This is a genomic window from Methanosarcina spelaei, from assembly GCF_002287235.1.
GTDB lineage: Archaea > Halobacteriota > Methanosarcinia > Methanosarcinales > Methanosarcinaceae > Methanosarcina > Methanosarcina spelaei.
On record NZ_LMVP01000190.1, the window covers coordinates 23,102 to 39,863 of the forward strand.

The window sequence follows — 16,762 nt, forward strand, 5'->3', positions numbered from 1 at the left end:
TTGGTAAGTCCCGTTCAGCCCACCTGACATCTTTTTTTAGAATAAGAAGTTTGTTTCGGATATAATTCTGGAAACAAACAGCTATTCAGGAACAGATGATAGATTCTAGAACAGGTGAGAGATTCAAGAACAAATATTGAACTCAGCAACTATATTATTTGCACTATTGGGGAAAAATATATAAAAGTTCCGGGAGCGATTATCCGGAACTCAGACTTTTGGCATCCCTACCCCGACAAAAACAAGCTTTGTCTCTATGGGTATGGTCCCTGCTTCACTCAAGGAGATATCTTTTTTATTTACCTCGATCCGGACCTGTTCTTTATCAAGGCCTGCTTCGGTCATATACTCCATGATGAGTTTTCTTCCCAGGGTTTCTGCATATTCGAGAGCTTCAGGATAGCTTCCGAAGATTTCCCTGCCTTGAGGCGAAAATAAAAGAACGAGTCTTTTCTTGTCTTTTGAGTAGGCATTTTTGATCAGGATTTCAATCCTTTTTATGCCCTTGCCCACAACGGCTCCGACAGCGTTGCCTACTTCAGCATGCTCGGGGATTATGATATCGGCATCGAGAATTTGCTTCAACTCCCGGGTGTATGCGACTACAGGGCCTCCTATCAGTACAACAGGGATTTTCATTCTGAACTGTGTAAACCTGTTGGAAAGCAGGATTTTTTCGATTTCGTGAGAAGGCACATCCTTCTGGATGAAAGATACCAAATTTAAGGCCATATTCCTTGCAACGTCCTGTTTTATCTGTTTGCAGAGCTCGATATGGTCGGTCTGGGTATAACGTTCCAGAAGTTTTGCTCCTATCCTTGAAGCTTCTTGATCCCAGGCTGTATACTCTTCGAGAACGTGAAGTGCATCGGTTGGAGTAAAACCTATTGCCTGGATCAGGCGTTTTCTTATTAGGGAATCAAGCAAACCAGGAGAAATAGTTTTTTGGGTCTCCCAGAAAATATCGTTAAGCGATACAGGAAAATCTCCTATCCTGCCAAAGAGTTCTGTTTCAAATTTTCCTAGATTCGAGGGCTCAACACCGGTCCTTACAAAAAACTTAGTAGGTTGCACATTTTCATCAAGATGCATAGTCCCGGAGATTCTCCCTTTTCTCAGGACTTCGAGAAAACCAGGGTATTTGACCGCTGCAACGCAGAGTGGGATAACTCTCCTTGGGCCGATGTTTATTTTCATGTTCCTGACCCAGATATGGCTGTCTCCTCCCATTGCCGAGGTTTCCATTCGAATAGCTTTAACCTTTGTCTGCCAGCCTCCGACTACAGCTCCATCAATACAGAGTTCAGGAAGCCCGTTTTCGAGCATGGAAACATCCGTACTTGTCCCGCCTACATCAATAACCGCACAGGTTTCAAGCCCTGAAAGATAGGACGCTCCTATAAGACTTGCTGCAGGGCCCGAAAAAATAGACTCGATTGGTTTTTCCAGGGCTTCGTTAATGCCCACGACCGAACCGTCGCATTTGAGCATCAGCAGCCTGGAACTCATTCCCCGCCTGGAGATTTCTTCCCTGATTGCGCGAATAAACCGGTTTGCAACAGGAATTAACTGAGCATTCAGGTAGGCTGTAATCCCTCTATCGTAGGCCCCAAGGTCAAGGGAAAGTTCGTGCCCACAGACCACCGGCATCCCGGTAAGCTCCTGGATGCGGGTTTTGACTGCCAGTTCATGGGCAGGGTTTCGGATACTGAAATAGGAAGAAACTGCAAAGGCCGAAACCTTATCCTTAACCTTGCTGACAAAAGCTTCTACAGCTTCAATATCAAGTGAAACAAGTTCGGCTCCGTGATGGTCATGTCCTCCTTTTACTACAGTATAAAATTCAACGTCCGCTCTTTCCGGAATTTCATAATTTCCTACGAGGATCAAACCTACAGGATAGCCATTTTTTTCAAGGATTGTGTTTGTGGCAAGTGTTGTTGAGACTGAAACCATTTTTACATTTTTTAAATATTTTTCATCCAGGCCGTCTATGGAATTCCTGATTCCTTCAAGCAGGTCGGGATAAGTGGTAAGCGCCTTGTTCGAGTCCATCACTTTGCCATCTGAGTCCCGAATGATGACCGAATCAGTGTAGGTGCCTCCTGCATCAATGCCCATGCTGTATTGTATCTAAATGCCTCCTACTTATTTTTTAGAATTGGGGTTCACGAATTGGGGTTCATGATATAGTTTGGATAGTTAAAATTGCCGGGCATATATTATATTTAAAAGTATTTTATTCATGTGCATAATATGCGATTGGAAAAGTTTAGGGAAAATTTAGTGATTTTTTACGAATAGAAAGAAAAAGTCTAAAATGATTTTAATGCAAGCAATATGATCGATTATTAAAGATTAGGATTCGAAAAAAATTGTGAAACCAAAGCCAATTAGTAAAAACATTTGAGCATGTGTTTATAAAGCTCATTCAAAAACTTGAAACTTACCTCTTGAGCCTCGTATTTCTAACAATCAATCAAGCTCATGATCATGAAAACAATTCTGAAAATTCCAACTTAAGAATAAAATGGATTTTAGGATGAGCTCATAATTAATTATTGGCCTATTCCGAGACTCAAAATTAATTTTGTATTCCAATCCTGAAATAGCACTCTGAAATGACAATAAAGAAGGTAAGAAGGCAAGTAATTGTGAGACATCTATAAGTTTGGAAAAAGTTGGTTTTGGAATAGGCTCATACTTTTGACTAAATCTTGGATTAAAAAGTACTTTATCATTCGACATCCAATAAGCAATAGAAGAATTGAATCTAATAGAAGAACAGAGTTGAATAGAAATCGTAATTTTAGGAGTTGGTGAACTTTATGGGAGATCAAAATGACGAAATGTATCTTGCAGAGTTGCAAGCATGCAAACTGGACTTTTTAGAATGGACACCTGAGAAGGGAGTGAATGTTAGTGAAACATCAAAACAGTTTGCAAGGGAGTTTCTGAACTTATCAGGCACAGAAGACTACAGTGAGACAAAAAAATTTAATGGGGCTAAAAAGATATTCAATGAAATAGCTTCATTGCTGGTCCAGTGTAAAGCAAGGAATGACGGAATAATCCCTAAAGCAGCCATAGATGAGATAGCAGAACAAAGCGGAACCACAGATCGCAGAGTTTATACAGTACTGGAAGCATTAGTAACTGAGGGATGGAAGCCATCAAAGGGCTATGAAAAAAGAACTAACGATCAGCTTTGATTTATCACGGGAAAGTCGGTTAAGTTCAGGATGATTAAGAAAAGAATTGATGTGGTTTATGGAAAGGGAGCAATACCTTTTCAAAACCTATTACAATTAAAAATGCTACAGCTCATGGGAAATTAACACTAACCCTAAGCTGCGAAAAATAGCACTAATTTAAGATTATGAAGTAAAATTCTGAAATTTAAAAACATTTTGAGAACTAATTTTAATTTCGTTTCTGAGTTCAATTTTCAAATTTAAAGTTAGACAATTTATATAAACCGTTATATTAAAGTATGTCTTTAAACATAGTTCTAAGAATACTTTAAGTACCTTGGAATTAAAAGAAAATTTCTAAAATTTTTATATTTATAAACCGATTGAGCTGGTGGGTATGACACTTGCAGAAATCTTCAACCAGCTAAAAGAGCTTGAGAATAAATTTAATGAGATCAAGTATCCGCCTGAAGCTGCTTTTCAGCCATCTTTTTCTTTTAAAATCCGTAAAGCGGAGCAGGATAGTTTGATCCATCAGATGCCTGCTTATGAGCTTGACGAACTCTTCGAGAAGGTAGAGGAATGACATATAAAGTAGCCCTTCATCCCTCAGTCCGCAAAAACCTTCAAAATTTGTATAGGCTTGACAGGCCAGGTTACGATTACGTGAAACATCGTCTTCGCTTTCTGGCTTACAGGCCGGAAATTGGCATTCCCTTTGAAACCGATTTTGAAGACAAATGGAGAATTCATATTGGGTCCTTTGTGCTGGTTTACACTTTTGACCGTGATGCAAACATTCTTACCATGCTAGTTTTTGAGCATTACACGAAGGCATATAATATGTACACCGCTTATGCATAAATAGAAGCAATAATATAAAGACAACACTGGTGAGTACTGTTTTTTGGTCAAGCACCGTTTTTTGGTCAAACATTATTTTTTTTCGGTTAAGCACTATTTTTTGTCAAGAACCGTTTTTAATCAAGTACTGTTTTTTTGTAATCGCGTATTTTGAAAAAAAATTGTGAGAATGATTTAAGTTTTAAACGCGATATCAGGATATATGCAAGCAATTGAGGTATCTCATCTAATCAAGAAATTTGGTTCTCTTACTGCACTTAATGATATTACTTTCTCGGTTGGTGAGGGAGAAACATTTGGTTTTTTGGGTCCCAACGGTGCTGGCAAGACTACTACCATTCGTATTTTGACTGGAGTCTCGAGACCGACATCTGGAACAGCAACTATTTTTGGCCATGATATTGAGCATGACACTATTGCCGCACGGCAGTCAATGGGCATAGTGTCCGAGAATTCAAACGTTTATGACGACCTTACTGCATGGCAAAACATGATGTTTTCCGCCGAACTTTACCATGTGGGACGAAAAGAAAGAGAAAAAAAGGCAGAGGAACTGCTCAAAAAGTTTGAATTATACAACCGGCGCAATGATAAAGTGCATGGTTTCTCAAAGGGAATGAAGCGGCGTCTAACACTCGCAATGGGACTGGTCAATAGCCCACGTTTGTTGTTTCTGGATGAACCAACTTCGGGGCTCGATGTACAGAGCAATATCATCATTCGGGATGTAGTTGCCGATCTTGTTCTCGAGGGTGTAACTGTTTTTTTAACGACGCATAATATTGAGGAGGCAAATGTTATGTGTGACAGGGTAGCGATTATCAATAAAGGACATATTGTTGCAATTGATGCTCCTGAGTCCTTGAAAAAAACCATACAGAGCGTACAGTCGATAGAGGTCTCTTTTGATCATAATTCGGCAGATCAGCTTGATGAGCTTAGCCGCCTTTCAGTGGTAAATAGAGCACAAAAATCAGGCGATAAGTTTAAGCTCTATACCGAAGATCCCTCTGAAGTTATCAATGCAGTGACGGCTTATGCTAATACACATAACCTTAAAGTTATCAGTATAACAACTCTTGGGCCCAGTCTTGAGGATGTTTTTATACACTTGACAGGTCTGCAGCGGACAGGTGAGATAATCCATGCCATCGACTGATAATGAAGGATTGTTAAAGCGTCTTTCCTGCGAGATCTCTGCTGCATGGGCGATTGCCAAAAAAGACATGCGGATTTACTATTTCAAGCCCAACATCATAGTTTCCGGCTTATTCTTCCCGCTTTTCATGTTCCTTGCTTTTGCCATTGGAAAAAACACTCCACCAGGTGCTCTCATTCCCGGATTAATCTCAATTACCCTCCTGTTTTCAGCTTCATCAATAGAACCGGTCTCAATCCCTATCGAGCGGCGGGTAAAGACCTTTGAACGTCTGCTTTCGGCACCTATATCCTTATACTCACTGGTAACGGGCGAAAGCCTGAGCGGTTTTCTGTATAGTCTCGGCATTGCATGTTTACCGCTTACTATCGGTATTATTGTGTTTGATACGCCCATCCTGAATATACCGATCCTTGTTGTTTCCATGGTACTTACAGCATTCTGTTTTGCGACTCTTGGAACACTATTTGCCGCATATCCCACCGAAAACGTGGGAGAGGTTATGTCGATGCTCAATACGGTCAGGCTACCGCTTATTTTTATTTCCGGTGTTTTTATCCCTATATCGGTTATGCCCAGGATCGGACAGCAGATTGCACTGGTGTCGCCTCTTACTTACGGGAATGATATGATTGAGTATGCTTATACCGGTAAATCGCTTTTTTCACCACTGGTGGATATTCTGGCAGTCATAATATTTATCCTAATCTTTCAGGTAACGGCAAACTACCTTTATAAAAAATTCAATGAATGAAAAAGGCAAATCAGGCCTGAATTTAAGGAAGTAATCAAGAAAACACAAAAGAACAATAAAAGAATGATAAAAGAACAATAAAAGAACGATAAAAAACATTGAGTTGAAAACTCGTTATAACTGAGGAAACCGAGATGAGGAAAAACGATAGAATTAGTGCCTGTGGCAGGACTATAAATTACGAGATTATATACAGTAAAAAGCGAAAGAAAGCGGCTATTTTAGTCCGTACGGATATGAAAGTCGAGTTTCGGGCGCCTCAGGGTCTGAGTGCTGATACTATACGAGGAATGGTTGAAGGAAAAGCTCGGTGGATATTCAAAAAGCTTGAATGGTTCGAGGCAAACAAGCTGCTTGATCAAAAAAAGCAATACTGTGAAGGAGAAGTTTATCTTTATCTGGGCAGAGAATACCCTCTGAGAATTACACTAATGAATAACGTTAAAAGATCTCTGGCTTTTTTCAAGGATTCCGAACTCATGGTTGAGATTCCTGAGAATACTTCTGAAGATCAGGTTTCCTTTCTGGTGAAAAAAGCTGTCTGGAACTTTTATAGCAAATGTGCCGAAGAGGACGTTGAGAAGCTTCTGAAGATTTACTCGAAAAAACTTGATGTAACCACTCCGGTTTTTAAGGTAAAGAACCAGAATAAACGCTGGGGAAGCTGTTCTGCAAAGAATATATTAAGGATAAATTTCCAGCTTATAATGGCCCCGCCGAGACAGCTTGAGTATGTGGTAGTGCACGAACTCTGCCACGTAAAAGAGAAAAATCATTCTGCACGGTTCTGGAAACTTGTCCGAGAACTTATGCCGGATTATGAAGAACACAGGAATAATCTGAAAAAGGACGGCTGGAAATATGTACTTTGAAGTCGGTAAAGCGGATACTAACTTTCATCAGTTATTGCATTAAGATATTTTAAGATATTTTTTATGACTTTATATCCCACTTTCCGCAGATGTACACAAAAATGCCACTTATTATCTCAATACGGCAATAAGCTAAAAACTTAAAATCGGATTTGATGAGATAATATGGCAAATCGGCAAATAAATTCTACATCTGTGTACATCTGCGGAATGTAGGTTATATTTAATCACTGATTATATAATGAAAACATTTTACAAATTTGCCTAATTACAGTATAAAATTTACTAATCCTATCCTTCGAATCCTTTAAGTGATTACGCAGGTATAGTCAGAGTTAGATAATCTATAGACAAAAAACAGTCTAGATTTATTAACTAAAACAGACTTATGTATTCTAAGATTAAATAACTTTTTCTTTTATAATATTTGAGTATGAGTCGGGGCATATACTCAAATAAATAATTTATGGCCAAATCATTAAACAGTAAAAATATGAAAAAGTAATCTAGAATTGAAATTTGTTTAAGAATCATACAGTTAGAGAAATTGGCCGGAAAAGTTATAAGGAGTTAAGTAAGGAGAAGTTTATGGAGTTTGAAAGTACTTACCAGAGAACTCAAACCCCATAAAACATGCCCTATGAGGCAGTTATCATGTTTAGCTGTGCGAATATTTAAGCTTGCCTGATTCTGCCTCCTGGGGTAATAAGGAGGATAAATATGAATCGTAATAAAATTGGAATAAGTATACTTGTTTTAGCAACTCTGCTGGTTGGTATAACATTGATACCTGCAGCAAGTGCACAGAAAGAGGATAATTACTCTGTAACTGTTGAGGAAGCTTTTAAACATGCTAATGCAAACATGATAAGTTTTATAGCAGCCAATACACCAGGCTTTGAAAATTGGACAGGGGCATCTATTAATCCCAAACCAATTGAGCTTTATGACATAAATGGTAAAAAATTATTTTATCAATTCTCAGTATATAAGACTCAGTACCAAAATCTAGTGATGAATGTAAAACTCAAAATCACTAGATTTTATAAATGGTCACCATCCATGTAATACAACTTAGTGATTCAAGTCTTTAGATAGCGAATATCGATTTTGATAAAAACTGGATTCTTCTTGCTAATTAAGACTTTCTATCAAAAATGCAAAAATCACTGGATTTTGGAACAGAGTCGTATATAAAGAAAAGAAATTAACAGGTACAATCGACGTTTGTGCCGATAAAACGCTGGGACCTTCTATCTACGATATTAAATTTGATCCTAAACCTTATAAATTGGCTGAAGCCATGAAAAAATCAATCGAAATAGCCAAAAGTGAATATTCAGATGGAAAAATCAAATCAACCAATTTGGTTGTATACAGCTATCCGAGTATAGGTGCAATGACCATAGTAAAAGACAAGACTACTGGAGTTGAACATCGGATATTTGTAGATGCATACACCCTTGAAGAGGTCGAAGATAAACCAGCAACTGAAACCAAACCTGGAGTTTGGTCAATGTATGACCAGATTTTGAAGTCTGGAAAGGAAAACAATTTAAAAGAATGGCAAAAAAGTGATGAACGTGCCAAATCTATAGAACAAGCAGCAACTAATAAAGGAGTTAATATTAATGCTGCAGTTACTGAAGAAAATATTAAAAAACTCAGTAGTGATGCAATAGTTCTAAGTTCATTTACAGGTAAAATACTTGATATTAACGGTATTGGACAAGAACGAAGTGTTTTTTGTGGTCCAGCATGTATCCGAATGGTTTGTAAATATTATAATAAACCGACTCCCATCCCTACACAGGAAACAATCTATATGGGTGATGGACTGTGGAGTTGGAGTCCTTATTCTCCTCCATATTCATCTGGGCTCTCAGCTGATGATATTGTAGAATGGGCTACATATCGATGGGAGAAAACGGGAACTATAGCTACTAGCTTTTCTAATAGTGTCGCTATATCAGAAATTGAAAACAATAGACCATTTTTCAGTATGATTCCAAATCATTTTCGACTTTGTAAAGGATACATAGTTCAAGACGGATATACATATTTACGTCTTAATGATCCAGAGCCTACAGGTTCGACCTATGGTAATCCAGGGTTACTTGAACGCACATACGGCAGTTCAGAAATGAAACGTATATATGTAAGGTAAAAATTCCTCAGAGGAGTTCGATAAACTTCTGGTTTTCAACGGTTGCCTATGAACCTATGTAATAACCGACCAAAGATTGGGGTTTATCGAAACCTCCTTTTTATAGAGTACTGACAAGAACAAAATTCATGAGGAAGTCGCTGATATTGTTGCGTTTTAATGAGTCCTAAGTTGGGATTTAAAATGGAAGAAATAACATATGATAAAACATATCGAAAGCATACTCTCATAAGAGTTTTGGAAATAACTTCACTTACGATTTTAGTATTGGCTGGTGTAGCAAGTGCAGCTCCATTTGCATATGTGACAAATCTGGGGAATTATTCTAACGATACAAATTATAATGGTGCTATCCCGACTCCTAGTGTCGCTGTAATTGACACAGCAACTAACAATATTACAGCCAGAGTGCCTCTCGGCGATGGGTGGCCTGTGGGAGTTGCAGTCAACCCTGAAGGAACAAAGTTATATGTAGCGTCCGCAACTATAGACGACGTCTGCATTGTTTATGTAATTGACACAGCCGCAAACACGGTCAATACCAAAGTGAATATCAGAAGTAGTTATCCTTCGGGAATTACATTTAACCCTGCAGGAACAAGAGTTTATGTGACGAAGCAGCGAGACAACACCGATATCTCTGTAATCAACCCAGCGACAAATACCTTAATGGCACCGATTATTGTGGGGCCGAGTACTTATGATATTGCATTTACACCGGATGGAAAAAAAATCTATGCTGCAAACAGTCACAACAACACTATTTACATAATTGATGCGGCTACAAACAAAGTTACAGCCAATATACCTGTAGGAGACAGTCCTTATGAAGTTGTAGTCACACCGGACGGAAAAAAAGTATACGTACCTAACTATAACAGCAGCACTGTGTCTGTAATTGACACCGCCACTGATAATGTTACAGCAACCGTACCTGTAGGAGACTCGCCTCATCGTGTTGCAGTTACTTCTGATGGAAATAAAGTATATGTAGCTAACAACGACACTGTCTCTGTAATTGATACAGCCACAGATACTGTAATAGCCACCGTGCCTGTAGGAGCTTTTTCTCGTGAAATTGTAATCAGTCCAGATGGAAGTAAGGTATATTTAGGAAACTTATACAATAATAGTGTCACTGTAATTAATACAAAAACAAACACCGTCACAGCCAGAGTGCCTGTAGGAGAATGGCCCATGGGAATTGCAGTCACACCGGACGGAACAAAGGTATATGTGGCAAACGCCGAAAGTGACAATGTCTCAGTGATTGACACAGCCACAGACACTGTTATAGCTACGGTGAATGCAGGAATCTATCCTACTGGAGTTGTAATTGTGCCTTTTATGGACTCTAATATGAGTGCTCAAAGCACAGAGGCAGTCTCAAATGCAACTGAAGATACATAAGTTGAAAGATCTAATCTATCATCTTCTGAATCTGATAATGATAGCAGCTCAAGTGGAAACGAATCAAGTAAAAACTTTACACCAGGCTTTAGTTTATTGGGAGGCTTGATCTGTCTTTATGGAGTGTGGAAGTTCAGGGAGAAGTAATACAGGGCTTGGATTGCCAGACAGCTGAATGGCATAATGTCTTTTTGCTTGTTTGTTTTCAGCCTCTTGAAGAAAAAAGAAGGGCTAATCCCGCCATTTTAATGCTGTTATCAAAATTCTCAGTCTAGTCTAGAAATAAATGAATAAATAAATGAATAAATAAATGAATAAATAAATACTGTTGCATCCATTTTTACTGGAGTTTTATGAAAGATCTGAGCAAAAATGCCAAAAAATATGCAACATTCTTTTTTATTGGAATTTTTACTTTTTACTTGAGTGGTTATATACTTAGAGGAATACATCCTCCTAAATCAATTTATCTAATGTTTCTGGTTTACTGGACCCTTTTTGCTATCGGAATACTGGTTTTAAGGGACTATTCTCCTGGTTTTATTCTTAAAGGATTTGCTATATCTTTAGGAGCTCTCTTTCTAATCTCTGCTGGTTTTTTTGCTCTTGGGGCCTATAACCATATGAACTCAGATGAATACTGGATCGAAACCGAAAAACTCGAAACATCACCCGATGAATTTGCTGTTGTTACCGAAAGTGAAATAGAAGAGTATCCTGCTTTGAGGAGAGCACTCAAGAATGCAGGAGAGGGCTTTACAGTTGATTCTGCTGAATGGAAAGGGATAGAAGAATTTCTTCGTTTAAAAGGGTCAAACGTAATTAAAGTGAATAACGATTACTATCAGGTACGCCTATCAATGTCCGTTGCTTGAATAATTAAAGCAGTCAGCTTATGTAGACACGATTTTATACTCCTGTGATTTTATGTTCAGAGCAAATGCTCCGACAGAGGTTCCCAGCAGATTTATTATTTTCGATCAGAGTTATTTTGGATAACTGACCGTAAATTGGCTGGAGAGTTAATTACAAGGATAGTTTTAAGGATAGTTTTTCTTATCCCGATCCTCTTTTAACAGATTGACAGTAGAAAATAACAAATAGATAAGAAACATATTCCGCTATTGAGATTTAACTTCTTAATGAGGTATGGCTTATGCAAGCCGAAGAGAGAGACCCAGAGGATTTCTTGATTGATATTCTTGATTCAATCGAGAAAATCGAGAGTTTTATTGAAGGATTTGAATTTGAGGATTTTTCCATAGACGATAAAACCATATATGCTGTCATTGGTCATCGGTTAAGGAAAAATCGTTATCAATTGCATTGATTTTCATAAAATTTGTTAAATTATTCATCAAATGCAAAACTGGAATCTGATATCGATTTCAATTTAAACACTAAACATTTGGGTTTGAGTTTTTCCGTCGAAATCGAGATCAGCAGCTCAAAATCCTTAACCGAATACAAATGTATATGCTGTAATCCTTGCTCTTGAGATTATTGGAGAAGCAACGAAAGGTCTGCCGGATTCCCTAAAAATGAAGCACCCGGAGATTCCATGGAGAGAAATGTCCGATCTGCGCGACAAAATGGTACATGGCGATTTTGGTCTTGATCTTGAAGCCATCTGGAACATAGCAGTAGAGGATATTTCATCCTTAAAACCATTGATTATTAAAATTTTAAGTTAAAAGCAGTTGTCTCCAATTTTTAACTTGGGTTTTTATTCTTGTTTCATCTTACACAAGAACTATAAGGGTATTTCCCGGACAATATTAGACTTTGCACCGGTTTATTTGTTATAAATTTTGACTATGCTTAGCCAATGTGCGATTAAATCTTTAAGTTTATATATCATGAAGTACTCTAGGCTATTGGGCATCTGGGAAGGTCATAAGAGACCTTTTAACTCTTTTTAATAACCCCCCCATACCCCCCAACTCCCCAATAGCCAGATGCCCAATCCCCATTAACGTTTGCTCATCATCTTTTGTTTTCAGTATTCTATGCCCAGAGTGCCACTTGCTTTCTCATATCGTTAGAGCATATTTCATTTTCTTCACCATGTGATTTCACATAGATTTTAGATTCGATCCGAAAGGGATTCTCAGGAAGATAATCAAAAGGCTTAAAACCGGTATTGGATTTTTTTTGCAATTCTTTTTTGCAATTTTTTTACAATCCTTTGCACAGTTCTTTTATGCACTTCATTACATGTAATGAACATCTAGTTCCTGAAAAATAAATCTCCACTTTACCTTAAAAACCGTTAACTAGCCTGTTCTCAACCAAGACTGCTGGATTTTATTAGATTTTTTACGGATATCCTATCTAAAGCGTACGTACCTGGCTATAGAAGTACATGGTACAACCTGGCTGAGGTTCTGGAACCTTACCATGTCCAGAGAATTAGCAAGAATGAAAGCCAGTTTTTAATCTCATGCTACTGGTTTTCAGTTAAGCTGCATGCCACACAGCTCTTACGCTTAAAATAATCGTCAAATGGTTTCTTATGTTTGCACTGAAAATTACCAGTAAGCAAATAAATTGCTTTTTTTCAAAATATAAGGTTATAAAGAGGCTTTTTAAGGATTGTACGAGTTAGATATAATTATATGCAGAATTTAAAGTTTTAAAAAACTTATTTTCTTGAAAAAATCCGTTAAAACCTTTTTATCTAAAAAACCTATATCGAAGGTAAAAGTATATAATCGATACCGTAAGCAGCACTTCGAAGACAAAAACATAAATCAGATTAATATCATATTTAAGGAAAAAGTACAACCTAATTTTCTTGGAAATACTTGGGGACTTATAAACCTGAGATTTCAGCAACTTGCCTTTAAAACCCGAGTTTAAAGCGGCTTATAAGTGTCAAACGCATCATATACGGGTAAAAATAACTTTTAAATTTTAAAAACCTTTATTTTGCGAATTAAATCATTTAAAACTATTATTTGATTAATTAAACCTTTTTAAGCTATTTTTTAGTATAAGTATATTTATATTTAATCTGGCGAATTTTAGAATTGTCAAGTTGCAGGTAGTCGGCAAGACAACTGGAACTGGTAAAGACGACTAGGTAAATTAAGCAGGTAATTAAGGTACAAAACAAAGTCGAGTAATAAGCGAGTAAAGCGAGTAATAACATAGTAAATAGAAGATTAAATAGAAGATAGAAATTAGAAGATAGAAATAATAAAATAAATTAAATAATAAAATAAATTAAATAAATTTCTGGAGTGAGGTATGTGTTGAAAATGAAAAAGATAATGGGAATTTTCCTGGCAGTCTGTTTTGTACTGTCAGTAACAGTTGCATCAGTAAGTGCAGCGCCCTGGGACAATTTCAAATATAACAAATGGGACAACCAAAAGAACAAGTTTGACAAACAAGACAAGATTAAGTGGGGCAATTACAAGATTAACTGGAACAACGACAAGAGAAAATGGGACAACAATAAGAGAAAATGGGATAACGATAAGAGAAAATGGGATAACGATAAGAGAAAATGGGACAATAAGAAACATGATAAAGAATACACCAAATGGTATAAAGTGTATATAAGTTGGTTTGTCAGCTATAAAACGTTCTGCGGTCAATATACTGAGTTCTACAGCTACTACTACGAATTCTACAGCAGTTATAGCAGCAACTTTGGAAGATGGTAAGAACTAGCTGTAAAATGAGATAGCTGTAAAATGAGATGACAATTATCTCATATATCCTTTGGATTAAACAAGCAGCAATCTGGACTAAAAAGAGTAATTTCAATTAAACTTAGGATTTCAATTAAACTTGGGAGTGGATGATCTGTTAAAAATGAAAAAAATACTGGGGATTTTCCTAGCAGTCTGTTTTGTACTGTCAGTGACAGTTGCATCAGTAAGTGCAGCATCCTGGGATAATGACAGGAACAAACGGAATGACAACAGGAACAAGTTTGATAACTACGACCGGAATAAGTGGGACAAATGGGACAAAGATAAGAGAAAATGGGACAACGATAGGAGAAAATGGGATAACGATAAGAGAAAATGGGACAACGACAAGAGAAAATGGGACAATAAGAAACATGATAGCGGGTACAATAAATGGTACGCAGCTTATATGAAATGGCTTAAAACGTATATGAACTGGTTTGGAGGCTATAAAAAGTTCTACGGCAATTATAACAGGTACCGTTGAGATAGATGGTCAGAGCTGGCTGTAAATTATGTAAATATAAACTATGGTGAAATGTAAACTATGGTGATTACTTAGCCATACACCCCTTTGGATTAAAAAACAATAGTCTGGATTAAAAGGATTAAAAAATAGTCTGAATTAAAAAATAGTCTGAATTAAAAATAGTCTGAATTAAAAAATAGTCTGGATTAAAAGGATTAAAAAATAGTCTGGATTAAAAGGATTAAAAAATAGTCTGGATTAAAAAGCAGTAAGACCAAGAGCAGTGGGGTTCTTACTACCTAGAAAGTAGGGAGATTCACAAGTTCTCAACACCGAGGAACAAAGTGAACTCTCCCTGATTCTCTCTTTCTCCTTGGTTCTCTTTTTCCATTATCTCCATTATCATTACATCGTTTACATTACTAAATATTACATTATTATTGTTATGTCATTACATTATTATCGTTGTATCATTACGTCAATTACATTGCATCCTGTTACATATTACATTGCATCTTGTTACATATTACATTACATCCTGTTACATTTTTGTTGAGTTGTATAAACTTAGCTTCCCCTGCGCTCCTCATCTATTAAGGTCACAATATTCTCACGCCCATGTTTGAACTTTTTAATTAGTCCTCTTTTTTCCAGTTCTGAAAGCAGAAGGCTGACTTTTACTTCAGAATACTCCAGCCGGCTGCGTAGTTCTTTTTGTGTAATTCTACCTCTGTGTCCTCTAATCATATCCAGGATTTCTCGCAGATCTGTGGTAAGAGGAGGTCTTTTTAAGTCAGCAGGCTCAATTTTGGAGTTATCTGCAATTCCTATTCCTGAATCTCCGGACTCCAGTACTGCCTCCTTTGCTAAGACTGCTTCTCCGCGGTTTCCGAACTCCGGCTTCATTCCAGAACCAGAGATTTTGCCGAGAGCATTTGCCAGAAAACCGGATATATTGACCTGCCCTGCCTGAAGCCTGTTTATTTTCATCTTACTCTGCTTTCTGGAAAGTTTATAACCTCCACCAAGCAGAATAAGAACCATAAAGGCTACTGGTAGGTAGCTTACAGTAAAAAGGTCAGTCCTTGTTTTTTTGGTGGAATTAATACTATTGACACTACTTATTTCGTCTTCAGCTGTTTTCATTGCAGAGTTTTCGGAGACTGGATAAAGCAGGAGATCGAAGACATAGTTCCCTTCTTCTTGAATCTTCAAAGTTGTTTCTTTTAAATAAATCACGGTATTGTTTCGGTAATACCTTGCTGTAATAACGTAGTCTCCAGGACCGAGTTCAAAGGAATACATGCCGTCTTTTGCCAGTACTGACTGAGGGGGATTAGAATTGATACTAATCACAGTATCATTTAGGGGCTCAAGGGTATCCCATGCATATGTTGCCCCATGGATTGTTGCAGTGATGTTGCTGTCTGCTAAGAAAGGTACTCCTGAGGAGGGGGAAGATATCCCTAAAGCGAGTAAAGCAGCAGTGCACAGAATATAGAACCTCAAGTTCATCTCTACCAGTTAATCCAGTATTACCAGTTAATTCAGGATTGTGAGTTGAAGTTATGGGGTTTCAGCTGCTGAAAATTTTGAGCATAAATCTCTCTGAATTTTTCCGAATATAAAATTCATCCTTTTTCGGATCGTTTTAATGACTCGTCCCCATGACCCAAAATGGATTTTGCTTTTTAATAAGTACGTCTCAAAATTGCTCCTGGTAAGCCAAATATAGAACCTTAAAGCTGACTCATTGAGCACATTCCCCATGTTCATAGAATACTACGGCTATAAATTATAATAATAATATAGATAATAGATAAATATATCGTTTATTATTTATTTTGGATTAAATAAATCGATAAAATCAATACAGTGCTCTGACCCTGCTTTACGCAATCTTTTTTATCAAAACAGATATATATTTACAAATTCAAAAACAAGATTCCCGAAAAACTACCAGAGGATCGCAAAAGAATAATTGAGCTGGAAGACTGACAGCATTACCAGGTAAGATCAATAAAACAGGGGTTCTTACACAAAGTCCTCCAAATAGGAGTTTTTACACAAAGTCCTCCATTCTGGCAATTTGTATCACATCAGGAATTAACCTTTTTATTACAAGGGAGCGCAGAGGGTCACGAATACCCCAACCTTTAGGTTGGGGAT

General features: G+C 37.3%; 15 protein-coding genes and 1 pseudogene. 14 read left to right on the plus strand and 2 right to left on the minus strand.

The features are described 5' to 3' along the window. Nucleotides 1–210: 210 nt before the first annotated feature. Nucleotides 211–2,121, minus strand: coding sequence for a hydantoinase/oxoprolinase family protein (locus ASJ81_RS10470; protein ID WP_245860037.1), 1,911 nt, complete (start codon nt 2,119–2,121; stop codon nt 211–213). Between the two features lie 707 nt (nt 2,122–2,828). Between ASJ81_RS10470 and ASJ81_RS10475 the strand changes: the two genes are divergently transcribed. From ASJ81_RS10475 to ASJ81_RS10545, 14 genes and pseudogenes are all read left to right on the plus strand, one after another. Continuing rightward, complete coding sequence (locus ASJ81_RS10475; protein ID WP_095644408.1) at nt 2,829–3,212, plus strand: hypothetical protein; 384 nt, start codon at nt 2,829–2,831, stop codon at nt 3,210–3,212. Nucleotides 3,213–3,591: 379 nt separating this feature from the next. After that, entirely contained in the window at nt 3,592–3,780 is a 189-nt protein-coding gene (locus tag ASJ81_RS10480) for a hypothetical protein (protein ID WP_095644409.1), read from the plus strand. Beyond that, nucleotides 3,777–4,058, plus strand: coding sequence for a type II toxin-antitoxin system RelE family toxin (locus ASJ81_RS10485; RefSeq protein WP_095644410.1), 282 nt, complete (start codon nt 3,777–3,779; stop codon nt 4,056–4,058). The genes ASJ81_RS10480 and ASJ81_RS10485 overlap by 4 nt, the downstream gene beginning before the upstream one ends. 202 nt (nt 4,059–4,260) lie before the next feature. Next, nucleotides 4,261–5,217, plus strand: coding sequence for an ATP-binding cassette domain-containing protein (locus tag ASJ81_RS10490; protein WP_095644411.1), 957 nt, complete (start codon nt 4,261–4,263; stop codon nt 5,215–5,217). Then, a complete protein-coding gene (locus ASJ81_RS10495) occupies nt 5,204–5,971 on the plus strand; it encodes an ABC transporter permease (RefSeq protein WP_095644412.1) in 768 nt (255 codons plus the stop codon). Before ASJ81_RS10490 ends, ASJ81_RS10495 begins: the two co-directional genes overlap by 14 nt. 134 nt (nt 5,972–6,105) lie before the next feature. Beyond that, nucleotides 6,106–6,843 (plus strand): M48 family metallopeptidase, encoded by a 738-nt coding sequence (locus ASJ81_RS10500; RefSeq protein ID WP_095644413.1) that lies wholly within the window; start codon nt 6,106–6,108, stop codon nt 6,841–6,843. A 720-nt stretch (nt 6,844–7,563) separates the two neighbouring features. After that, the gene (locus ASJ81_RS10505) at nt 7,564–7,911 is read left to right on the plus strand and encodes a hypothetical protein (RefSeq protein WP_394339136.1); all 348 of its coding nucleotides are present in this window, start codon (nt 7,564–7,566) and stop codon (nt 7,909–7,911) included. A 235-nt stretch (nt 7,912–8,146) separates the two neighbouring features. Continuing rightward, nucleotides 8,147–9,010: a C39 family peptidase gene (locus tag ASJ81_RS10510; protein ID WP_245860039.1), complete on the plus strand. Its 864-nt coding sequence runs from the start codon at nt 8,147–8,149 to the stop codon at nt 9,008–9,010. 183 nt (nt 9,011–9,193) lie between these two features. Further along, complete coding sequence (locus ASJ81_RS10515) at nt 9,194–10,420, plus strand: beta-propeller fold lactonase family protein (protein WP_449288772.1); 1,227 nt, start codon at nt 9,194–9,196, stop codon at nt 10,418–10,420. Between the two features lie 353 nt (nt 10,421–10,773). Continuing rightward, nucleotides 10,774–11,295, plus strand: a complete 522-nt coding sequence (locus tag ASJ81_RS10520; RefSeq protein ID WP_095644415.1) for a hypothetical protein — start codon at nt 10,774–10,776, stop codon at nt 11,293–11,295. A gap of 281 nt (nt 11,296–11,576) precedes the next feature. Further along, a complete protein-coding gene (locus tag ASJ81_RS10525; RefSeq protein WP_212556064.1) occupies nt 11,577–11,750 on the plus strand; it encodes a hypothetical protein in 174 nt (57 codons plus the stop codon). A gap of 151 nt (nt 11,751–11,901) precedes the next feature. Next, nucleotides 11,902–12,114, plus strand: a pseudogene (locus ASJ81_RS10530) (HepT-like ribonuclease domain-containing protein); the annotation flags it as partial. Between the two features lie 1,563 nt (nt 12,115–13,677). Further along, nucleotides 13,678–14,094: a hypothetical protein gene (locus ASJ81_RS10540; RefSeq protein WP_141241668.1), complete on the plus strand. Its 417-nt coding sequence runs from the start codon at nt 13,678–13,680 to the stop codon at nt 14,092–14,094. Nucleotides 14,095–14,245: 151 nt separating this feature from the next. Beyond that, complete coding sequence (locus ASJ81_RS10545; protein ID WP_095644418.1) at nt 14,246–14,611, plus strand: hypothetical protein; 366 nt, start codon at nt 14,246–14,248, stop codon at nt 14,609–14,611. Nucleotides 14,612–15,160: 549 nt separating this feature from the next. On the opposite strand, the gene ASJ81_RS10550 is transcribed toward ASJ81_RS10545, so the two are convergent. Next, nucleotides 15,161–16,108: a helix-turn-helix transcriptional regulator gene (locus ASJ81_RS10550; RefSeq protein ID WP_095644419.1), complete on the minus strand. Its 948-nt coding sequence runs from the start codon at nt 16,106–16,108 to the stop codon at nt 15,161–15,163. Nucleotides 16,109–16,762: the final 654 nt, after the last annotated feature.